Origin of the sequence: Gardnerella sp. DNF01144 (genome assembly GCF_049244245.1) — a bacterium.
Lineage (GTDB): Bacteria > Actinomycetota > Actinomycetes > Actinomycetales > Bifidobacteriaceae > Bifidobacterium > Bifidobacterium piotii.
The window spans coordinates 1,047,596-1,069,361 of record NZ_CP058390.1 but is presented as its reverse complement, the minus strand read 5'-3'; the positions used below and the strand labels follow the sequence as shown (position 1 = coordinate 1,069,361).

Annotated in this window: 17 protein-coding genes and 1 tRNA gene; 16 read left to right on the top strand and 2 right to left on the bottom strand. The window is 45.2% G+C overall.

Annotated features, from left to right (window positions below):
- Positions 1-154 precede the first annotated feature (154 nt).
- On the top strand, positions 155-2,248 hold the full coding sequence (locus HXT36_RS04375; protein WP_421778637.1) for a serine/threonine protein kinase: 2,094 nt from the start codon (positions 155-157) through the stop codon (positions 2,246-2,248).
- A gap of 50 nt (positions 2,249-2,298) precedes the next feature.
- Here HXT36_RS04375 and HXT36_RS04370 read toward each other — a convergent pair.
- Together HXT36_RS04370 and HXT36_RS04365 are read right to left on the bottom strand one after the other, a co-directional pair.
- Positions 2,299-2,371, bottom strand: a tRNA-Ala gene (locus tag HXT36_RS04370).
- Between the two features lie 95 nt (positions 2,372-2,466).
- Positions 2,467-3,162: a DedA family protein gene (locus HXT36_RS04365; protein WP_415701249.1), complete on the bottom strand. Its 696-nt coding sequence runs from the start codon at positions 3,160-3,162 to the stop codon at positions 2,467-2,469.
- Positions 3,163-3,301: 139 nt separating this feature from the next.
- Between HXT36_RS04365 and HXT36_RS04360 the strand changes: the two genes are divergently transcribed.
- From HXT36_RS04360 to pstB, 15 genes are all read left to right on the top strand, one after another.
- Positions 3,302-3,958: a teichoic acid transporter gene (locus HXT36_RS04360; protein ID WP_421778636.1), complete on the top strand. Its 657-nt coding sequence runs from the start codon at positions 3,302-3,304 to the stop codon at positions 3,956-3,958.
- A 120-nt stretch (positions 3,959-4,078) separates the two neighbouring features.
- A complete protein-coding gene (gene rpsO / locus HXT36_RS04355; protein WP_004131651.1) occupies positions 4,079-4,348 on the top strand; it encodes a 30S ribosomal protein S15 in 270 nt (89 codons plus the stop codon).
- 486 nt (positions 4,349-4,834) lie between these two features.
- Complete coding sequence (locus HXT36_RS04350) at positions 4,835-7,594, top strand: polyribonucleotide nucleotidyltransferase (RefSeq protein ID WP_119529153.1); 2,760 nt, start codon at positions 4,835-4,837, stop codon at positions 7,592-7,594.
- Between the two features lie 127 nt (positions 7,595-7,721).
- Positions 7,722-8,585 (top strand): aldo/keto reductase, encoded by an 864-nt coding sequence (locus tag HXT36_RS04345; RefSeq protein ID WP_421778635.1) that lies wholly within the window; start codon positions 7,722-7,724, stop codon positions 8,583-8,585.
- A gap of 66 nt (positions 8,586-8,651) precedes the next feature.
- Positions 8,652-9,617 carry a polyphenol oxidase family protein gene (locus HXT36_RS04340; protein WP_421778634.1) on the top strand — a complete coding sequence of 322 codons (966 nt, stop codon included), beginning with the start codon at positions 8,652-8,654 and terminating at the stop codon, positions 9,615-9,617.
- 32 nt (positions 9,618-9,649) lie between these two features.
- On the top strand, positions 9,650-10,333 hold the full coding sequence (locus tag HXT36_RS04335; RefSeq protein WP_016636472.1) for a pyroglutamyl-peptidase I: 684 nt from the start codon (positions 9,650-9,652) through the stop codon (positions 10,331-10,333).
- Between the two features lie 106 nt (positions 10,334-10,439).
- A complete protein-coding gene (locus HXT36_RS04330) occupies positions 10,440-11,831 on the top strand; it encodes a hypothetical protein (RefSeq protein WP_016636471.1) in 1,392 nt (463 codons plus the stop codon).
- A gap of 167 nt (positions 11,832-11,998) precedes the next feature.
- Positions 11,999-13,333, top strand: coding sequence for a C1 family peptidase (locus tag HXT36_RS04325; protein WP_018621737.1), 1,335 nt, complete (start codon positions 11,999-12,001; stop codon positions 13,331-13,333).
- Positions 13,334-13,839: 506 nt separating this feature from the next.
- Complete coding sequence (locus tag HXT36_RS04320) at positions 13,840-15,024, top strand: 3-deoxy-7-phosphoheptulonate synthase (protein WP_248901391.1); 1,185 nt, start codon at positions 13,840-13,842, stop codon at positions 15,022-15,024.
- Between the two features lie 785 nt (positions 15,025-15,809).
- On the top strand, positions 15,810-16,301 hold the full coding sequence (locus tag HXT36_RS04315; protein WP_421778633.1) for a hypothetical protein: 492 nt from the start codon (positions 15,810-15,812) through the stop codon (positions 16,299-16,301).
- A 40-nt stretch (positions 16,302-16,341) separates the two neighbouring features.
- Positions 16,342-17,043, top strand: a complete 702-nt coding sequence (gene mtnN / locus HXT36_RS04310; protein WP_248901390.1) for a 5'-methylthioadenosine/S-adenosylhomocysteine nucleosidase — start codon at positions 16,342-16,344, stop codon at positions 17,041-17,043.
- Between the two features lie 282 nt (positions 17,044-17,325).
- Entirely contained in the window at positions 17,326-18,504 is a 1,179-nt protein-coding gene (gene pstS / locus HXT36_RS04305; RefSeq protein WP_032813093.1) for a phosphate ABC transporter substrate-binding protein PstS, read from the top strand.
- A 118-nt stretch (positions 18,505-18,622) separates the two neighbouring features.
- Positions 18,623-19,585, top strand: coding sequence for a phosphate ABC transporter permease subunit PstC (gene pstC / locus HXT36_RS04300; RefSeq protein ID WP_050566883.1), 963 nt, complete (start codon positions 18,623-18,625; stop codon positions 19,583-19,585).
- Positions 19,582-20,607: a phosphate ABC transporter permease PstA gene (gene pstA / locus HXT36_RS04295; protein WP_421778632.1), complete on the top strand. Its 1,026-nt coding sequence runs from the start codon at positions 19,582-19,584 to the stop codon at positions 20,605-20,607. The genes pstC and pstA overlap by 4 nt, the downstream gene beginning before the upstream one ends.
- Before the next feature lie 79 nt (positions 20,608-20,686).
- A complete protein-coding gene (gene pstB / locus HXT36_RS04290) occupies positions 20,687-21,466 on the top strand; it encodes a phosphate ABC transporter ATP-binding protein PstB (protein ID WP_004131665.1) in 780 nt (259 codons plus the stop codon).
- The last annotated feature ends 300 nt before the right edge of the window (positions 21,467-21,766 follow it).

Genomic DNA, 21,766 nt, shown 5'->3' with positions numbered 1-21,766 from the left:
ATGCAAGCAATGTGGATAACTTTTCCCTTATTTTTCTAGGGCTTTGATGGCTTTGGTACACATTTTCCATTAAGTCTTTTCTTTGCATGAATTAGTGCATAGAGTTTAGCGCACAGGATTATTATCGGTTTGATTTTATGAAAGTGCGGTAAATATGGTTTGTGTAGGTGGAAAATATCAGCTTTTGGGAAAGCTTGGTTCGGGCGGAACTTCTAGCGTTTATCTTGCAGTAGACAATGTTTTACACAAAAAATGGGCTGTTAAAGAAACATCTAATGAGAATTTAGATAGTGATAAAAAAGCTTTGATTTTGCAATCGCTTCGAGCAGAAGTCGAGGTTTTGAATCATTGCAATCATCCTAGTATTCCTAGAATCGTTGATTTCTTTGAAGAAAATGGCAGAGCGTACGCAGTTCGCGACTATGTTGAGGGAAGTTCGCTAAAAACGATTATTGCGCAAAGCGGAGTTATTACTCCTAGTCAAGTATGCGCTTTAGGAATCCAGCTATGCGAATTATTGCAATATCTTCACTCGTTAAATCCAGCTGTTGTTTATTGCGACTTAAAGCCTTCTAACGTTATGATCTCTAATGATTCTAGTGTGCATCTAATTGATTTTGGCTCTGCATTAGAGCTTAAAGGCGAAGATGGTGTTTTGGTGCAACCAAGTCGATTTAAGCAAGATGCGCGTTTTGCAACATGTGGATTTGCAGCTCCCGAGCTTTTTGAGCAGGATGCTAAAATCGGCGTTTTTACAGACGTTTATGCGCTTGGAGCAACGTTGTTTTACGCGCTTACGGGTACGTGCTATTGCGAGAGTTCCAATCATTCTGATTCCTCTTTAAGTTTTAACAATTCCAATTTTTCTAGTTTTTCTAGTAATCAGACTTTAGATTTTAAGGATTCTAATAAATCTCATCCGCTTACTAACTTCGACTTGAGCTGCGACGATTGCGATAGTGGTGTGCGCTATGTGTTAATGCGCGCATTGGCGCATAATCCAAAGGATCGATACGAAGATTGTGCGGAGTTTTCTCAAGCGCTAAAAGATTGTTTAGAAGATTTAGAATTTGGCGAAAAAGTTGAATCAAATATGGGAGAATCTGGTCTTGTTTTGCGCAATAAAAGGCGTGCAAGAGGTGCGCAAACGCGCAAAAAATATGATGCAAGTCGTAGCAGCCGTGCTAGAGCGCGATTGCGCGTAGAAAGTGGTAATCAAAATATTGGCAAAAGACACAAGAAAAATGGTGTTAAAAATGGTGTTAAAAATGGCAAGAAAAATATTTTTAAGATTGTTTGTTGCGTCTTAATGGCATTTATTGGATGTGTTGTTTTTGCATTTGCTTGTAAATCTGTAATAACAAATGCAAGTAGAGCAAAAGTAATAGAGTCGCGATTATATGTAAAAAGCGGAAATATTTCTACAAAAAACAAGCATGCGAGCAATATAACAAGCAATGTGCAAGAGTATAAAAAGTACATGGTTAAGGCTGCAAAATCAGCAGATTCTAAGCAGATTGTTGAATACGTTAACAAAGCTATGTTTTTACAAGTAAAGCTTTTTAACGCAAATGTTCAGCCTATGTCTATTCAGCCAGCGTTGCGACTTTTAGTAAACCAGATTGAAGATTTTCGGTGGAGCGCAAGCGAAAGAGAAGATTTTACGTCGTTTGTTAATAAGTACAAGTCGGATCTTAAAAAATCTGAAGATTGGTATGAATTATGCTTATCTGTTGGAAAAGCGTATTGGTATTACGGAGTTAAAGATAAAGAAGAATCAAGTAGTGCGAATAGAAAGGAGCGTATTGAACAGTCTGTAAAGTGGTTTGAAGAGGCGTTAAAGGGTGTTAAAGCAAAGGATTATGAGTCGGCGTTAATGTATTCTACGCTTGGCAAAGGCTACTTAGATCTTACAAACTATTCGCAAGGTAAGCCAATGCCTAAAGTGCGAGAGTATGCTGGGAAGCTGCGCGCTTTTGTTGAAAATGCAAAGAAAAACGAAAATGAGATTGTAAAAATAGATGCAAGTGAGATTGTGTTTGAGTCACTGAACTCTTGGAGTGCGCAATTTAAGGCAGATGGCGTAAATCAAGATATTGTTGAAAAGATTTTTGACGATGCGTTGGATTTAGCACGGTCTTTGAAGTCGCAAAATAAAAACGTTGATAACAGAGTTAAGAGCATAATGAGTCAGGCAGATCCGCTTATAGATTCGATTGAAAACACATTTGATAACAGCGGCGTTTAGGATTTGCAAAGAAAAAGCCCACTGCGGTGGAATGAATGCAGTGGGCTTAGTGGAGCTAATGGTAATCGAAACCACGACCTCTTCGATGCGAACGAAGCGCTCTACCAACTGAGCTATAGCCCCAATGTTTTACACAACTCTGCACACTGTACTACAAAATGCGTAAAAGTACAACGCTAACAGCGTTGGAGTGTTGTAAAACGTTGCTAATTCTTTAGTTAATCTTGCTGCGATTTGCCTTCCGATTGCTTTTTAGCTTTGTTTGCAGCATGAGCTTTGTAAAGTCCAATAAAAGTTGGCACAAGAGAAATAAGCAAAATCGCCACTATAACAAGCTCAAAATTCTTTTGAACAAAAGGAATGTTGCCAAAGAAGTAGCCTAGAAGAGTAAAAAGCGACGACCACACTATTCCGCCAAGAACAGAAAAAGGAGTAAAACGAGTCCAACGCATGCCAGAAATGCCAGAAATAAAAGGCATAAATGTGCGAATAAATGGGAAGAATCTGCCTAAGAACACTGCAATTGGCCCCCACTTATCAATCATTTGCTCTGTTTTAGCAATGCGTTCTGGAGTTAGGGCCTTAACTTTGCCTGATTCAACGATTCGCCTGCCAAAAAAGTGGCCAATAAAGTAGTTGCATTGGTCGCCAATAATTGGTGCAAGCCAAACAGCTACGAGCAAAATCGCAAGTGGAAGCGAGCTTTTACCAGTTTGTGCATCTGGAGCTGCAAAGAATCCAGCTGCAAAAAGCAAGGAATCGCCAGGCAAGAATGGGAAGAACACAACGCCTGTTTCAATAAAGATGATTAGAAAAATCAATCCTAGTGCGGGTGCAGTTCCCATAGCAATCCAGCCAGCTATAGCAGAGCGCGGATCTTTAAGAAGGTTAAGAATAAAATGAATAAAACCCATGTGTGTACCTAAATCTGTTTGTGATTGCGAATTTTGTTGCAATCGCGTGGAGTATCATTATATTGCACGCTTTAGATAGGGGAATGTGGCTGGTAAGGTATTCATTTAGAATTTAGCACGTTAAAGGAGAATGCAAGAGATGGCTCAGTGTAAAGCAAACGCTAATGCTGCTAATGCTAACGCAGATGAACCCCTTGAGTCGCCTGGCGAATTGGAGTCGGAGCTGTCTATAGCAGATATCTCCAAACGCCACTCAAATCCTAAGCGCTGGGTGCTTTATTTTGCGATTCTTCTTGTAGCGGTTGTTGTTCCTTATTGGGCGGGTAGAACTTTGGCAGTTCAGCATACTGCTTGGGTTGTTAAGAATTTTTCTGGATTATCTGCACAGGGAGTTGTGTTTATTGCTTGGGTTACAACAGTTGCAACTGCTACAGTTTTAGCAATGGCGCTAATTGAGTCTGGTAGATGGCTTTGGCGATTTTTGTTTGTTGTTTTTCTAGCGATTGAACAATTTATTAGCGGATTATGCTTATTGCGCTTAAGTTTTTGGTATTCAACATACGTAGTTTACGGACCAGCAAGTGGGCTTGCGAATGCAGCAAATCTTGGAATAATCTCTGCTGGATTTGGCGTTGCTGTTTATGCGATTTTATTTGTTGGATTGCTTGTAACGGTTCCTAAAAAATCGCGATTAAACGTTTTGACTCGCAGCTGGGCTTCGTTCATAATGTTTTACGCTATTGAAGTTCTTGCGATTCTTGTTGTGATTTTTGGTGGATTTATGACTGCTATGTAGTCTTTATAAGCTTGTTTGGGCATAGTTGTAACATTGAAACTCGGCGTGTAACGCCCGCGGATTTGCAAGCGCTGTATTAAAGGATGCGGCACCGCGCAGTAACTACATAAGGAGGACGCCGTGGCATTAACGGCTGAAGATAAGAAGAACATTATCAACGAATACGCAACGCACGAGGGTGACACGGGTTCCCCAGAGGTTCAGGTTGCTTTGCTCAGCAAGCGCATCTCCGACCTTACCGATCACTTGAAGGAGCACAAGCATGATCACCACTCTCGTCGTGGTATGATGCTCATGATTGGTGACCGTCGTCGTCTTCTTGATTACTTGAAGCGCGTAGACATTAATCGCTATCGTTCTTTGATTGATCGACTCGGATTGCGTCGATAAGTCTTTTTGCCCGAGCATAAGCTCGGGCTTTTGTATTTATGCATCTGTATTTATGCGTATTGTTTATGCAATTCTAGTGAATTTAGTGTGTTTGAAGTAGAATTAAAAAGCTTGATTAAATGGCTGAATTTGAGGTTTGAAGATTTAAGTTTGAAGATTTAAGTTTGAAGATTTAGGATTAACGATTTAGATTCTAAGCTAAATAATTTAAGAATAATTGATTTAAGGTTAAACGATTAAGATTTAAGTGATTTAAGATTTAAGCGATTTAGTTTTAGCAAGTTCTTAAGTTTGCAGGATTTATAACTGAAGAATAAAACATAATTGAATATGGATGATTGAAGTAACCGAAACAAAAAACTACGAAATGTTGGTTATGCATTTTGCAAAGATTCGCGCGGATGTTAGGCAAAGGTAACAAAAAAGCGAGTCTGCCAATGACGACGCATGTTGGTTGATTAGGTAAGTTAAGAAAAGGAGGAACCCGTGGAGGGTCCCGAAATTAAGGCTGTAGAAGCCGTTATTGATAATGGTTCATTTGGAAAGCGCACGCTGCGTTTTGAAACAGGTCGCCTCGCTCAGCAGGCGGATGGTGCTGTTGCCGCATACTTGGATGACGATTCCATGATTTTGTCGACGACGACTGCAGGATCTAGTCCAAAAGAAAACTACGACTTCTTCCCACTGACTGTTGATGTGGAAGAAAAAATGTACGCTGCTGGTAAGATTCCAGGATCTTTCTTCCGCAGAGAAGGACGCCCGTCAAATGAGGCAACGCTTGCGTGCCGTATTATTGACCGCCCATTGCGCCCGCTTTTCCCACACACTTTGCGTAACGAAGTGCAAGTTGTAGAAACGATTTTGGCAATTAATCCAGATGATGCTTACGACGTTATTGCTTTGAACGCTGCATCTGCTTCTACTATGATTTCTGGTTTGCCATTTGAAGGTCCAGTTTCTGGTGTGCGTTTGGCTTTGATTGATGGCCAGTGGGTTGCATTCCCTCGTTGGAGTGAGCGTGAGCGTGCTGTATTTGAGATTGTTGTTGCTGGTCGCGTTATTGAAAATGGCGATGTTGCGATTGCAATGATCGAAGCTGGCGCTGGTAAGAATGCTTGGAATTTGATTTATAATGAGGGTCAAATTAAGCCAGATGAGGAAGTTGTAGCTGGAGGCTTAGAAGCCGCAAAGCCGTTCATTAAGGTTATTTGCGAAGCGCAAAATGAGTTGAAGCGAATTGCGTCTAAGGAAACCAAGGAATTCCAGCTGTTCCCAGAGTATACGGATGAGCTTTATGCAAGAATCGATGAGATTGCTCATGCTGATTTGAACGAGGCTCTTTCTATTGCAGAAAAGCTTCCACGCCAAGACCGCATTGCGGAAATTAAAGAAGGCGTGCGCGAGGCGATTGCGCAAGAGTTTACTGATATGGACGAAGCCGAGAAAGAAAAGGAACTCGGCAATGCGTTCAAGGAGTTGCAGCGCCAGATTGTTCGTCGTCGTATTTTGACGGAAGATTACCGTATTGACGGCCGCGGCTTGCGCGATATTCGTACGCTTAGTGCAGAAGTTGATATTGTTCCTCGCGTTCATGGTTCGGCGCTCTTCCAGCGCGGCGAAACCCAGATTTTGGGCGTAACTACTTTGAACATGCTTAAGATGGAACAGCAAGTGGATGCGCTTTCTGGCCCACAAACTAAGCGCTACATGCACAACTACGAGATGCCTCCATACTCCACTGGTGAAACGGGTCGCGTTGGTTCTCCAAAGCGCCGCGAGATTGGTCATGGTGCTTTGGCAGAGAAGGCTTTGGTGCCAGTTTTGCCAAGTCGCGAAGAGTTCCCATATGCTATTCGTCAAGTATCGGAAGCTATTGGTTCCAACGGCTCTACATCTATGGGCTCCGTGTGCGCGTCTACGCTTTCCTTGCTCGCTGCTGGCGTTCCTTTGAAGGCTCCAGTTGCTGGCATTGCTATGGGCTTGGTTTCGGGAGACGTTGATGGCAAGCACATCTTTAAGACTTTGACCGATATTCTTGGCGCAGAAGATGCGTTTGGAGATATGGACTTTAAGGTTGCTGGTACGTCTGAATTTATTACTGCTTTGCAGCTTGATACTAAGCTTGATGGCATTCCAGCAGACATTTTGGCTGCTGCTTTGCAGCAAGCTCACGAGGCGCGCACGACTATTCTTGAAGTGATTAACGAGTGCATTGATTGCCCAGCAGAGATGAGCCCATTTGCTCCACGCATTATTACAACTACGATTCCTGTAGATAAGATTGGCGAAGTAATTGGCCCTAAGGGTAAGATGATTAACCAGATTCAAGAAGAAACTGGTGCCGAGATTGCTATTGAAGATGACGGTACTGTGTACATCTCTTCCGAAGGTGGCGAAGCTGCTCAAAAGGCTAAGGAAATCATTGATTCTATTGCAAATCCACGTATTCCAAAGGCTGGCGAGACTTTTACTGGCAAGGTTGTTAAGACTACGAGCTTTGGTGCTTTTGTAAACTTGACTCCTGGAAGCGACGGCCTGTTGCATATTTCCCAGATTCGTAATCTTGCTAACGGTGAGCGCATCGACACTGTTGAAGATGTGCTTAAAGAGGGAGATACCGTAGAAGTAATCGTGCAAAGCGTAGACGAGCGCGGCAAGATCTCTTTGGCAATTCCAGGTTTTGAAAATCAAGAGTCTTCGGCGCCAGCGCCTCGTGAAAACCGTGGTCGTGGATCTCGCGAAGATCGTGAAGATAGGGATGATCGCAGAAGTGACCGTAGGCGTGCTCCACGCGACGATAGGGATGATCGTGGAGACAGAGGAGATAGAGATGATCGTCCTCGCCGCCGTAGCGTTCGCGATGATCGCGATTCGCGTTATGACGATAGGGAAAATCGTTCGGATCGTTCAAGCCGCTACGATGAGCGCTCTTCTAGAAGAGATGATCGCAGAAGCGATCGCTACGATAACAACGATTATGAAGACCGTCCTCGCCGCCGCGCTCCTCGCGACGACCGATACGACGAGCGAGATGATAGTGCAAGTGAGCGCGCAGAACGTTCCGATCGTTCCGACGACCGCGCAGAGCGTCCTCGTCGCAGCTCGGATCGCAGAGTGAGCGACCGCAATTTGCGCTACGCTGCAGACGACGACCACTACGATGAGTATCGCGCTGCTCGCGAGGAGCGCGCAGAACGCCCTCGTCGCAGGATCCGTCGCGATTTTGACCCATTTGACGAGGACTAATCGCAAGATAAAGACGCAAGCGCATAAGCGCCTAGTCATATAAAATAAAAAATCTAAATGCCTTCAAGTTGCTTTTGCGCTTGGGGGCATTTTGAAACATTTTTTGAAACATTTGAACAGGAGCAAAATGGCCATGAATCGTACTATAGGATCGTTTAACACTACAGCTATTGGCTTTGGTGAGATGCCATTAACGATTGAAAACAATCTTGGGCACAGTATGGGCATTGAAACAATCCACGCGGCTCTAAACGCTGGATGCACGCATATAGATACGGCATGGGCGTATTATTGCTCGGGCGGTGAGGAGCAAACTGGCGAAAAGCTTGTGCGCGAGGCGTTGGATAGCTGGAATGGAGACAAGTCTTCGATTCTTGTTGCAACAAAAGTCGGTCACTTCCGCAACTTTACAGATGGCAAGCCAACGTGGGGTAAAGATGGAAAGCCAGAGCATTTGATTGCGCACGCTAAAGAGTCGGCAATGGCTCTTGGCGTAGATACGATTGATTTGCTTTACTTCCACAGGCCAGATCCAGAAGTTCCATACAACGAGTCGATTGAAGCAATGCAACAGCTGCTTGATGAGGGCGTCGCGCGAGAAATCGGCATTTCTAACGCATCTGTTGAGCAGATTGACATTGCGCGTGGGATTTTGGGAGAAAAGCTTGTTGCTGTTCAAAATCAGTATTCGCCAGTGCATCTAGAAAACGAAGACACGTTGCAATATTGCAAGAAGCTTGGAATTGCGTTTGTTTGCTGGAGTCCGCTTGGAGGGTTCCGTCACCCGTACGACGAGCATCTTTTTGACCCATTCCGCAAAGTTGCAAATGATCACAACGTTAGCTATCAACAGGTTGTTTTGGCTTGGGAGCTTGCTAAAGGAAACAATGTTTTTGTTATTCCAGGCGCGCATAGGCCAGCTACGATTTTAGATAGCTTAAAGGCTGCAGATTTGCAATTAAGCGATGAAGAATTAGCTTATTTGGGTTAGTTTAATTTTGATTAACTTTTACATCAAATAAGACAAAACGAATAAGACAAAACGAAAGCGAATAATATGCAAGAAACTAGCGTAGCAGGAATGCCACTTGCACACGAAGACGAAGACGGCTTGCCAATTCCAGTGACGATTCCAGTGCCACTGGGCGCACGCGCTCATGCCGTTTTTACAACGCGATTAGGTGGAATTTCTGAAGGTGCGTTTGCTTCGCTTAATTTAGGAGGCAAAGCTGGCGATGATGCTAAATCTGTGTTTAGCAACCGTTGCGCTTTGCAACGCGCACTTAAATCTGATTTGTGTCTTGTTAGCCAAGTTCACGGAAATAGCGTATTTGATGCAGATCCAATAGTTGATTCGTGGAACACTCCGTACGGTTTTGATGCTACAGGTTTTGCAGATTCACACGCTAGAATCGAAGCAGATGCGCAAGTTTCAACTGCTTGCTCTCTTGCTTTAGGAATGTTTGCTGCAGATTGCTTGCCAGTTTTGCTTGCAGATAGTGAATCTGGCGTAATTGCTGCAGCGCATTGTGGCAGAAAAGGCTTAATGGCTGGCGTGCTTGATTCTGTTATTGAAGCAATGTGCGAAAAGGGAGCCGAACGCTCGAATATAACAGCTGTTTTGGGGCCATGTATTTGTGGTGATTGCTACGAAGTTGGCGAAGAAATCGCGCGCGACTTTGAGCGGCGCTACCCACAAACTGTAACGCAAACGCGATTTGGTGGACTTGGAATTGATATTGCAGAAGCTGCTCGCATTGATTTAGCGCTTGCAGGAGTTGCAAATATTGTTGACGCTTTGCCGCGCGTTACTGCTGCCACGCAATATTTGGCTAAAGATGAAGAGTTGCAAACGATTTGTAAGGTAGACGGCGAAGGCGAAGCGCTGGAAAGTCGCCTTAAGGCGTTGCAAAACCCAATGTGTACGCTGGAAAATCCATTATGGTATTCTCACAGACGCGCATGTCTTGCAGGAAAATCTCACGAAGGACGATTGCTTGCGCTTGTAGTCAAAGACAAGTAAAAAGCAAAGCTATTGCGTAGAAAGCTATTGTTATGAATCAAATTAACGTAGTGATTTCTGGGTTTGGACCATACGAGGATTTAGAAATAAATCCGTCGCACGAAGTGCCACTGGCGCTTGAACACGCCAAAAATGGCGATTTAGCATCGGATTTTAATCTTCCAGAAGATGTTAGCGTAAAAATTACGTCTGTAATGTTGCCAATCAGCTTTGCAAACGCTTGGCCGCATCTTTTAGAAACGATTAACGCGCAAGACGCGGATATTGTGATTGCAACAGGCGTAAAACACGCGGCTCGTGGAGTGCAACTAGAACGATGTGCTACAAACATAATGGATGCAAATAAGCCAGACGTAGATAACCACACTCCTCAAAGCGTGCAAATCGTTGAAAATGGGCCTGCTGCGTACTGGACTAGGCTGCCGCTAAGAATGATTCTAAACGATTTTGCTCATAGTGGGATTGCGTCTACGCTAAGCTCGGATGCAGGAACATATGTTTGCAATTCGCTGTTTTATAGATTGCTAGATTGGGCGTCGAATAATTCTAAAAAGCGCATAATCGCAGGGTTTGTAAGTTTTCCGCCAGTGGTTGCGTTGCATGATGCACGCCACGGGCTGCCATTGGACGCGCAAATAAAAGCTGGAAAAAGCATAATTTGCGAAGCTGTAAATTACTATATGAAACCTTCGTCTTCGGGAATATTGCTCAAGTAATTCGCGCGACACGCTCGAGTGTTTTAGCAACTAAAGTGATAGCGTTATTGCTGATGGAGTGTGCACGATAAGTAGAGTCGTGCGGGGGTTTGTGAAAGGAATAAACATGGTGCCAGATCGTTTCCCAACTGCTTTGCGAGGGTACGACAAAGATAAAGTCAACGAAGCCTTTACCAACTATGAGCGCACAATATCGCGTTTGCGTGAACAAGTGCGATCTAGTGACGAATCTATTCTTCAATTGCAAGCACAATTGCAAGAAGAAAAAAATAATGTAAAACGCGCAAAAAGCGGAAATACTTTTGCATCTTTGGGCGCAAATGCGCAACAATTACTTGCTTCGGCAGAGCAAACTAGTGCGCAATTAATTGAGCGTGCAAAGCAAGACGCTGCGTCTATTAAAAAGACGGCTCAAGCTCAGGCAGGAACTTTACTGAATAATGCAAAATTAGACGCGGAACATTTGCTTCAAGAAGCGCAAACTAAGGCAGATACGCTACTTTCTACAGCCAGCAATAAGGCAAATCAGATGACGAGCGCTGCGAAAGAGGATTCAGAGCGTTTGCGCGAAACAACGAGTAAAGATGTTAATGCACAAAAAGATGCTGCAACGCTAGAAATCAACAATGCGCGTGAAGAGCACACGAAGCGAATGGCATCCGAAAAATCCGAGCAAGAACGTGCAATTGCACAGCTGAAGGCGGATGCAGCGCAAAAAATCGCGGAACAAAGGTCGGCTGCAAACGCGGAAATCGCACATGCTAAAGCAGAAACGAATGATCAAATTGAATCGGCTTTAGCAGAGGCGAATAAGAAGCTTGCAGATATGCAAGAGCGCGCAACAAAGATGATGGCGGATGCTCAGCGCAAGGCTGGAGAAATCACGGATGCTGCAGCTGCAAAGGCCCAAGAGATTGCAGACGAAGCGCAAGTTGAGCGCACGCGTACTCTTAGCCAAGTTAGTGCAGAAGTTGAGCAAATTAGAAACGATATTGCCGCTCAGCAAGAAGAGGCCACAAAAAAGGTGAACGAGCTTATTTCTGGTCTAAAAGAGCGTGAGCGTGCTGCGCAAGAAGAGGCAGACGCGCTTGTTGCGCGCGCAAAAACTGTGCATCAAGATGCAGATGATTATGCTGCTCAAGCGCATAAAGATGCGGATGCTCAAGCTGCGCAAATCGTTCGCAAAGCTATGCAAGATGCTACGGCTCAGGTGGAAGAGCGTAGGGCGGCAGCTCAAAAGGAGCTTGACGGCATGACGGCGCGCTTAACGCAGTTGCAGCATAGGGAAGCGCAAATCACGCAGCGCGTTACCGAGCTTAGGTCTTTGTTTGCAAACGCATTCTCGGGATTTGATTTTGGAGATGCTGCTTCTGGACAGGGGCATTCTGGCGATTCTGCAGATGCGGATGCTTCGGAGCATAGAGATGCGGATGCTCAAAAGCAGGCTAGAAAAGATGCTCAAGCTCAAGTGGAAGAGGCAATTGCGCAGGAGTCGTGAGCTTCTGGCGTGATTTGCGCTGCGTGATTTGCGTTGCATGAGTTGCGTTGAGTGATTTGCGCAGAAAAATCGCGGAAAAATCGCAAGCAGACGCAAGATTTGCGAAAAAAGCTAAAATAAACTATAAAAAATAAACATAAAACAAGAAAAACAAGAAAGGTTATACAGTGACTGAGATCTGTGAATTAAGTGCAGAAGCTTTGCAAAATTTGCGTGACGATTTTGACGCAAATCCATTGAATCGTTTGGCAATGAACGGTGTTACGGCTGCAGGAATCGATAAAGTGGCGCGAAACTACGACCGCGCTCGCCTGCTGCAGCGCCGATTCTCAACGGTTGTGGATAATGGCGACGCAAGGCATCAAGATCATTCTGGTCGCTGCTGGCTATTTAGTTCTTTGAATGTTGCGCGATTTGTTGCTAAAAAATCGCTTAAAGTTAAGGATTTTGAGTTCTCGCAGAACTACGCAATGTACTTCGATAAACTTGAGCGAATCAACTACTTCTTAAATGACGTTGCGGCTCTTGTTCGCTCTGGCGAGCCTTCTGATTCGCGTTTGCTGCAGCATTTGCTCAGTGACGTTATGGGCGACGGCGGCCAGTGGACCATGGCTATGAACATCTACAAGAAATATGGTGCTGTTCCTAAGGATTTGTATCCAGAAACAGAGTCTTCTAAAGACACTGGAGATATGAATACTCAGCTTAAAAAGCTCTTGCACACAGCTGTGGCTCATATGTATGCTAACGCTGCAGATATTGACAATATTATTGAGACGACTATGGCTGCAGGTCATAGGATTCTTACAATTCACTTGGGTGAGCCACCAAAGAGCTTCGATTGGGAGTGGACAGACGAGGACGGAAAGTTCCATCGTGATGGCGAAATTACGCCAGTTGAGTTTTGGAAGAAGTACGTTACTGCTGGTTTGGAAGACTACGTTTGCTTGGTGGACGATCCGCGTGCGGAGCATCCAAAGGGCAAGAAGATTGCGATTGAGCACTTGGGCAATGTTGCTGGCGGAGATGCTACGGAATATTTGAATGTGCCAAACCAGTTTATGAAGGATTGCGTGCGTAAGATTCTTGTTGAGCAGGGTATTCCAGTTTGGTTTGGTGCGGATTGCCACCCTATGATGGATCGCGATAATGGCGCGTGGGCTACGGATTTGTTTGAGTACGATCGCGTTTATGGCGTTGATTTTGATTTGAACAAGGAGCAGCGAGTGCGTTTTGCTGATTCGGCTATGAATCATGCTATGGCGTTTGCTGGAGTTGATGTTGCGGATGACGGCACGACTACTCGCCGCTGGCGTGTTGAGAACTCTTGGGGGCCAGAGATTGCGGACAAGGGTTACTTTACTATGAGCGACGATTGGTTTACTGAGTACGTGTACGAGGTTGCTGTGCCTAAGGCTCTTTTGCCAGAAGAATATAAGAAAGCACTAGAAGAACCAGCAATTGTTTTGCCGGCGTGGGACCCAATGGGCGCACTCGCCTAGGCTAATTTCACTAGGAAATTAGCCTAATCGAGCGCGCCGCGTTCGCTATTTGCAAAAAGCACGGTGTGCTTTTTGCGCGAACGCGGCCTGCTGCGTCTCGATTGACGCAGCAGGTACCACGCCAAGTGTGGTTTAGCCTACTCGAGTGCGCCCGAGCCGCGTGAGTTATTTTCCGCTTTTTGTACCAAATTTGGCCTAATTTGGTACAAAAAGCGGAAGTTTTTCCCGAGTTTGTACGTGTTTTTGGTCAAATATGGTACAAAATGCGTAGTTGTTTTCCGGGTTTTGTACGTGTTTTAGGCCAAATTTGGTACAAAAAGCGGAAAGGCGGTTCGTCGCGCCTGCGAGGAGAGAAATACTCAAACCTCGCGCAACATCAAATAGGAGAGTTGCGCTACGCTCTAAGCTCGAAGGCAGGTCTGAGCGACTACATAAACTTGTAGTGCTTTGTAATTGCGTCAAATCTTGCCGCATTGAGCGCAGTTTATTCTATAGGATGGTGACAAATGGAATCTACGCCTGATCAGCGCATTTCAAGCGCAGTCAAGCAAGCTGTTGAAAACGGCATGAATCCGCTTGACTCGTCTAAATTCGAGCGCTGGGAAGACCAGGTTGGAGTAGATCGTATAATCAACCGTCGCGTGTTGGAGTTGGAGCCGCTTCCCACTCCTGCTCAAGTTCTTGGCGAGTTGCCACTTTCTCCGTATGCGCAAGATATTGTTGCCGAGTCACGCGATGAGATTCGCGAATGCCTTAACGGAGATGACGATCGCTTGCTTGTAATCGTTGGGCCTTGCTCGGTTCACGACCCCGCTGCAGCTCTTGACTACGCGTCTCGTTTGGCTGATTTGCGCGCAAAGCTCGAAGGCGAGCTTTTGATTGTTATGCGCGTTTACTTTGAAAAGCCGCGCACAACAGTTGGCTGGAAGGGCTTGATTAACGACCCAGATATTGACGGCACGCACGATATTCACAAGGGTTTGCTTTTGGCGCGTCGCACGCTTCTTGGCGTGCTAGACGCTGGTTTGGCTGCAGCAACCGAGTTTTTGGAGCCGACTAGCCCGCAGTTTATTGCGGATGCGGTTAGCTGGGGTGCGATTGGCGCGCGCAACACGGAATCGCAGATTCATCGCCAGCTTGCTAGCGGTCTTTCTATGCCAGTCGGATTTAAGAACGCTACGGATGGCTCTGTTACAGCCGCCGTCAATGGTTGCCTAGCTGCCAGCCAGCATCACACTTTCTTTGGAATTGACCATCTTGGACGCGCGTGCGCTGTGCAAACGCTTGGAAACCCTGATTGCCATGTTGTTTTGCGCGGCTCTAGCAAGGGCCCAAACTACGATGCGGCTTCTGTTGCGGCGGCCGTCGCGTCGGTTCGTTTGAGGCTCGGCGCGGATTGCGTGGCGTCTAATGGCGTTGTAATCGACTGCTCGCACGGAAATTCAGGCAAAGATGAAAATCGCCAGATTCAAGTTGTGCAAGATATTGCGGATCGATTTGCGCACGGAGAAAAGGGCATTAAAGGCGTTATGATGGAAAGCTTCTTGCAAGGCGGAAACCAAGATCCTGCGCCTTTGAGCGAGCTTGAATACGGAAAGTCTATTACAGATCGATGCATTTCTTGGGAAGATACTGCGCGATTGCTTAACACTCTTGCACAGTCTGTTTCTTCTCGCCGACTTAAGTCTTGATTTTGCCGAAAATGTTGTGTGATTCCTATTTACTGTTGCGCGAGGTTTGAGTATTTCTCTCCTCGCAGGCGCGCCAACCTGCCGGAGCGCTTAAAGCGTAGCGCGCGAAGGCAATTTGGCACGCTGAGCAGCTCAAGGCAGAAGCACTGCTTCTGCGCTGGGAAGACGTGAGCGCAGCTAATCTGCGCGAACGATTTTCCTTACTTGGTGTGTAGGAGGGCTGGGTGTTTCTTGTCTCACAACGCTCCGCCTATTACGTGTAGTCTGTCGTTGCGGTTGTTCCGATTTGGCTTTGATTTTTTGTTTTTGGTTGAAGTTTGTTTGTAGGCGTGAGCCATTGGATTATTTGGTATCGGCTGCCGCTCTTATACTGTTCGACCAAGAATCACCCAGCCCTCTTACGTGCTTGAACAATTGCGTATTGCTTAATCGCCTGAGATTCTCGATTTTTCTTGCTGCTTCAGCGAATCACCATTTCATGCTGAGGTTCGCTTCATCCGCTGCGAAAAATTTCGAATCTCTACCGCGCTTAGCGTAATCGTGTAGTGCGTTTGTACCTGATTTACGGCGTGTCGTCATACAATCGCACTACATAAACACGCAGAACTGTAGTGCGATTGTACTGAATTTCCGTGTTTTTTGATACAAACGCACTACACAAACAAACAAACAAACAAACAAAACTGTAGTGCGATTATATTGCGACACGCCGTGTTTTTTTTTTAGTTGTAAACAATTACAATAAATCCTCAAATAGTCAGCATTTTTGAACAAAGGAGTGCAAAATGTGCGAATCGCCTGCCCCCGAGTACAACAATATTCCCCAAGATAAAGATGGTGCTTTAAGCCGCGCTCTGCCAATTGCGCGATACGCGATTTTTGCGCTTTTGCTTGCTGGCGCATTTCTTCTGGCGTTTGCGTGGTATCGCGGCACTCACAGCAAAGGCTACACTGTTGTTGCCTGTTCCGCACTATGGTTTAGCGTTATTGTTCCGTTTATTACGTTGATTGTGCTTTGCGTTTTTGTGCGCGGATGGCGTCTTGTTGTTGGCTCTACGATTTGCGTTTTGCTAATAGCGTCTTTCTTTGGGTTTATTGCGCTTCAAAATCAAATCATGGAGTTTTTGAATGTTCCCGCTACAAATCCTTGGTTTGAATTCACGTGCAGCGCTTTGCTAAAAATTGCAACCGCGTCTTTTGTTATTATGTGTTGTGTAAGCGTATTTTTGATTAGACGCAATGCAACGCGCGAGATTAAATACAATGCGCGAGATTAAATACAGCACATACGATTAAGACTAAAGGATGATTTGACGAATGCCTAAGTTTACAAAAATTGCCATTATTGGCGCTATGGAAGAAGAAGTTGCGCACATTTCCGCTTCTCTTAGCAATGTTAAGCATAATAAGGCAGCCAGCTTAGACGTATCTTGTGGCGTGCTTGAATGCGAAGATGGCGGAAAAATCGAAGTGGCTGCAACGGTTGGCGGAATGGGACTTGTAAATGCCGCTGCAACCGCACAGTATTTAATTGATACGTACAAGCCGCAGGCCGTAATCTTTTCGGGAATTGCGGGAAATCTTAATAAAAATTTGCATACAAATGATGTTGTTCTTGGAAAAACATTAAGATATTTAGACACCGACATGCGCATGATTAATCAGTGGAAGCCGTTTACAAACGAATATCATTCAGACGATTATCTTCTTAAAACAGCAGACAGCGTTTTAACAAAGATGGGCATTAACCACATTTTGGGAACAATCGCATCTGGTGGATATTTTGTAGACACGCCCGAAAAAGTGGCGGAAGTTATTGAGGCGACTCAAGCAGATGCTGTAGAAATGGAAGGCGCTGCGATTCTTCACGTTGCTGCAAGAAACGACGTTCCAGCGCTAGTTGTGCGCGCAATGAGCGACAATGCAGACACAAAATACGAGGAATTCCACACTTTCGACATATCGGAATACGCGGATACAGCTGCAAAAATGACAGTAAATATTGTTAGGAATTTGTAGAGTTCAACACGCCGATGTGGTCGCCGACGCGCAGCATCGCCAAACAAAAGGCGAGTAGCGCTAAATGCCGCCATTTTTTGAGTGCAATCAGATTTTGGCGGCAAGGTTTTTACCCCACTCTTAAGATTGGCATCGTTAATAGAAGAAAAAAGGTAATAAGAAATAAAAGATGCCAGTTTTAAACATTAGTTAAATAGTTAAGAGGAAAATTTGCGGTAGGTTATACGAGAAACGCAGATTGACTGGCATAATGGCAATTCTTCTTGAAAGGAAATGAAGAATATGCGTAAAAATGCAGTAAATAATGCAGTAGAAAATCAATCAATAAAGTCTAACACAAAGTGGAATATGCGCGCGATTGCAGCAGGATTGTTAGCGTCCGCAACTTTAGTGAGCTTTGCGGCTTGCGGAGATAATGTTCCTGCAAGTAGTTCGCAATCGTCCGCAAATACTAGCGCAAAAATCGTAGGAAACTTCCAAGGCTCGGGTGCGTCTTCCCAGCAGGTTGCTGTAGAAGCGTGGATTGCAGGATTCCAATCCAAAAATCCTGGCGCAAAAATAGCATATAATCCAACTGGCTCGGGTGCAGGAGTTACAACGTTTATGACGGGCGCAACAGCTTGGGCTGGATCCGATAAATCGCTAAGCGACGACGAGTTAGAAAAATCAAAGTCGGTTTGCGCAAATGGCACTACGGCTTTCGACGTTCCAGTATATGTTTCTCCAATCGCAGTAATCTTTAATCTAAAAGGCGTTTCGGATGCTGGAAAACACATAAATATGGACGCTTCTACAATCGCAAAAATCTTCGACGGCAAGATTACGCGTTGGAATGATGATGCTATTAAATCGCAAAATCCAAAGCTAAAGCTACCAGATAAGCCGATTACAGTTGTTCACAGGTCCGATAAGTCTGGCACAACGCAGAACTTCTTAAGCTACATAAAAGACGTTGCACCAAGCGATTGGGCCTACGATCTTAGCGAAAATTGGCCAAATAGCGTAGGTCAGGGCGCAAAAGGCACGTCTGGCGTTGTTTCCACAATCCGCATGGCAGACGGAGCGATTGGATACGCGGACTTCTCGCAAGTTGGAAAGCTTGGAACTGTGGCAGTAAAAGTGGGAGATTCTTACAACGAGATTAGCCCAGAAGGTGGCTCTATAACCATTAACGATTCAAAGGTTGACGAAGATGCTGCAGCAAAATCAAAGCATCGCGTTGTTGTTAAAATAAACCACAAAACGGAAGAAAAAGGCGCTTATCCGATTGTGCTAGTTTCTTACGATATTGTGTGCGGTGCTTACAAAGATGCTGCAACAGCGCGATTCGCAAAGTCTTGGCTTAGCTACGTTACTAGCAAAGATGGCCAGGCTGCGTCTCAAGATGCTGCTGGAACTGCGCCTTTGCCAGAAAAGCTTATGGGCAGGATTAACAAGTCTATTCAGTCGATAGGCAAGTAAAAATAGCATTTTGCAAAGATTTTAGAGTAGTTAATATAGTAGTCAATATATTGCTGCTGATAGCATTTATATAATGACTACAAAAGGAGCATGAGTGAGTTCTAAACAAAGAACTGAAATCAGTAAAGATGCGCACAAAAGTGGCCATTTTGCAGGTGGTTTTGCAGGTGGTTTTGCAGACCGCTTGTTCAAAAGCGTAGCTCTTGCTTGCGGATTGCTGATTTTAATGGTGCTTACAGCTGTTGCATTGTTCCTGCTGTTTCAAGCGTGGCCTATTATAGGCGCAAACAAAAGCCAAGTAAGTCAAGTATTTTTGGACTTTACTGGCGGCAAAGCGCACGATTTTCTAGGCTACGTAGCGCCAATGGTTTTTGGAACTGTTCTTATGTCTGCGCTCGCTCTGCTCCTTGCTTTCTTTGTTTCGATTGGAATCGCGCTGTTTATAAGCCACTATGCTCCGCCAAAAATGGTGCCGCTTTTAAGTGGTGTAGTCGACTTGCTTGCTGCGATTCCATCCGTAATCTACGGTCTTTGGGGCGGATTGGTGCTAGTGCCATCCATATACCCGTTCTGGAAGTTTATTTCGCACATCTTTGGCTGGATTCCGCTTTTTGCAGGTCCTGCTGCAAGCCCTTCTCGTAGTGCTGCAACTGTTAGCATTGTTCTGGCAGTTATGATTTTGCCGATTATAACCTCTATGGCGCGAGACATTTTCCAGCAAGCTCCGCGATTACAACAAGAAGGTGCTCTCGCGCTTGGTGCAACAAAGTGGGAGATGATAAAGCTAGCGGTTTTGCCGTTTGCAAAGTCGGGAATTGTTTCCGCATCTATGCTTGGTCTTGGTCGCGCTTTGGGCGAAACAATGGCAGTTCTTATGATTTTGTCTCCAGGATTCACCTTTAAATTCAATATTTTGCAAGCTTCGCAAAACCAAACGATTGCAGCAAACATAGCAGCGCAATACCCAGAAGCAAACGGATTGGGTGTTAGTGCGCTTATTGCTACAGGCTTGGTGCTGTTTGTTATTTCATTCGCTGTAAACCTTATTGCGCGCAAAATCACGGGAAAGGCGAGTGCATGATGCAAAATTCGCAATCGTTACAAGTTGGCGCTGCTGGCTCTGATCAGACTGTTAGCGCAAGCAGCGAATCTCCAAAAATTGACTTTAACAAGTTTCGCCCAACGCGCTCTAGAATCGCAAGTCGCAAGCGAAAAGACTTGTTTATGCGCGTGCTAATCTTTTTGTCTTTTGTAGTTGCGCTAATTCCGCTTCTTTCTTTGCTTTTTACGACTATTGTAAACGGCATTAAGCGATTAAACCTTGACTTTTTAACGCATAATATGACTTATGTTGTTGGTGGCGCTGCTACTGGTACGGGCGGCTACGGTGGTATTTTGCACGCCATTATTGGAACTTTGGAGATTACGCTTGGCGCAATGGCAATTTCGATTCCGATTGGAATTATGTGCTCCGTGTATTTGATTGAGTACGCGCGAGGCAGCCGCTTAGCTAGGGTGATTAATCTTGTTGTAGACGTTATGAGCGGAATCCCTTCGATTGTGGCTGGCTTGTTTGCGTTTTCTAGCTTTACGATTTTTGTAGGCCCTGGAACAATCAACGGTTTTGAAGGGTCGGTTGCGCTTTCGCTGCTTATGCTGCCAACTGTTGTTAAGTCGTGTCAAGAAATGTTAAAAATTGTGCCGAACGATCTGCGTGAAGCGGCGCTTGCTCTAGGCGTTACAAAGCAGCGAATGATTACAAAAATTGTGTTGCGAACCGCGTTGCCTGGCATTGTTTCTGGCTGTATTCTTGCGGTTGCGCGCGTGGTTGGAGAGACGGCTCCGCTTTTAATGGCAGCTGGGTTTATTGCATCCACGAATTTCAATCTTTTTGACGGGCAAATGACTACTTTGCCAGTGTACGTTTACCAGGAATATTCAAAGCTTTCGGCGAATTGCCCAGCTAACGCGCCATCTTCGTGCGTTACTACGATTCCAATGGAGCGTGCGTGGGCAGCGGCGCTTGCTTTGATTGTGGTTGTTTTGCTGCTGAATATTATTGGGCGAGTTGTAGCGCGCGTGTTCTCAGTAAAGGCGAAATAAAGCGAAGTGAATCAAGGTAAATCAAAGTAAAGCGAAATAAAGCGAAGTAAAGCGAAGGATTTTAGAAAGTGAGGCGCAAATGGGTCAGCGCATTGATGTTAAGCATTTGAACATTTACTATGGTGATTTTCTAGCAGTAGAAGACGTTAACATAAGCATTGAGCCAAACAAGGTTACGGCTTTTATTGGGCCTTCGGGATGTGGAAAATCAACGGTTTTGCGCACTCTAGACCGCATGCACGAGATTACTCCAGGCGCTCGCGTAGAAGGTCAGGTGTTGCTTGAAGGCCGCGATTTGTATGGCAAAGATGTGGACCCTGTGGCAGTTCGCCGAGATGTTGGAATGGTGTTTCAGCGCCCAAATCCTTTCCCAACAATGTCTATTCGAGAAAACGTTCTTGCAGGAGTTCGCTTAAATAATCGCCATATTTCAAAGCAAGATGCCGACGACCTAGTTGAGTGGGCTTTGCGCGGCGCGAATTTGTGGAACGAAGTTAAAGATAGACTAGATAAGCCAGGAATCGGGCTTTCTGGCGGCCAGCAGCAACGACTTTGTATTGCGCGAGCAGTGGCTGTGCATCCGCAAGTGCTTCTTATGGACGAGCCTTGCTCTGCTCTTGACCCTATTTCTACTCTTGCTGTAGAAGATTTGATTAACGAGCTTAAGCGCGATTACACGATTGTGATTGTAACGCACAACATGCAGCAGGCGGCGCGCGTGGCCGACTACACTGCGTTCTTTAACCTTAAGGCGGTTGGAAAACCAGGGCATCTTGAGTATTTTGCAGATACAACCACTATGTTCAACAATCCGCGCAATGCGGAGGCGGAGCGCTACATTTCTGGCCGATTTGGGTGATTTTTGCAGCGATTTCTGGGTGTTTTCTGCGCGATTTTTAGGCGATTTTTGCATAATTTTTGCGCGATTTTTCTTTGGTCAGCACGTGCGCGTAAGGTCGAACCTGTTCGGTTGTTCAAAGTTCTATAAGTCGTTTCTAATTCTCGCGAGTTTTCTAGAGTGTTTATTCGGCTTGTGCTTTGCGCGCCGAGCGAGTCGCAGTAACCTCTGCGTGAATGCCCAAATGTAATTGCGTCCGCGATTGCTCAAGTGCTCTCGCCACGCTTTTTATGGTCTTTTGCGCTGTAAAACCAAGGAACA

Excerpts from the sequence above, each read along its gene's own strand:
- HXT36_RS04375 (WP_421778637.1), top strand. The coding sequence starts at position 155 with ATGGTTTGTGTAGGTGGAAAATATCAGCTTTTGGGAAAGCTTGGTTCG.
- HXT36_RS04365 (WP_415701249.1), bottom strand. The coding sequence starts at position 3,162 with ATGGGTTTTATTCATTTTATTCTTAACCTTCTTAAAGATCCGCGCTCT.
- HXT36_RS04360 (WP_421778636.1), top strand. The coding sequence starts at position 3,302 with ATGGCTCAGTGTAAAGCAAACGCTAATGCTGCTAATGCTAACGCAGAT.
- HXT36_RS04345 (WP_421778635.1), top strand. The coding sequence starts at position 7,722 with ATGGCCATGAATCGTACTATAGGATCGTTTAACACTACAGCTATTGGC.
- HXT36_RS04340 (WP_421778634.1), top strand. The coding sequence starts at position 8,652 with ATGCAAGAAACTAGCGTAGCAGGAATGCCACTTGCACACGAAGACGAA.
- HXT36_RS04335 (WP_016636472.1), top strand. The coding sequence starts at position 9,650 with ATGAATCAAATTAACGTAGTGATTTCTGGGTTTGGACCATACGAGGAT.
- HXT36_RS04330 (WP_016636471.1), top strand. The coding sequence starts at position 10,440 with ATGGTGCCAGATCGTTTCCCAACTGCTTTGCGAGGGTACGACAAAGAT.
- HXT36_RS04320 (WP_248901391.1), top strand. The coding sequence starts at position 13,840 with ATGGAATCTACGCCTGATCAGCGCATTTCAAGCGCAGTCAAGCAAGCT.
- HXT36_RS04315 (WP_421778633.1), top strand. The coding sequence starts at position 15,810 with ATGTGCGAATCGCCTGCCCCCGAGTACAACAATATTCCCCAAGATAAA.
- mtnN (WP_248901390.1), top strand. The coding sequence starts at position 16,342 with ATGCCTAAGTTTACAAAAATTGCCATTATTGGCGCTATGGAAGAAGAA.
- pstS (WP_032813093.1), top strand. The coding sequence starts at position 17,326 with ATGCGTAAAAATGCAGTAAATAATGCAGTAGAAAATCAATCAATAAAG.
- pstA (WP_421778632.1), top strand. The coding sequence starts at position 19,582 with ATGATGCAAAATTCGCAATCGTTACAAGTTGGCGCTGCTGGCTCTGAT.
- pstB (WP_004131665.1), top strand. The coding sequence starts at position 20,687 with ATGGGTCAGCGCATTGATGTTAAGCATTTGAACATTTACTATGGTGAT.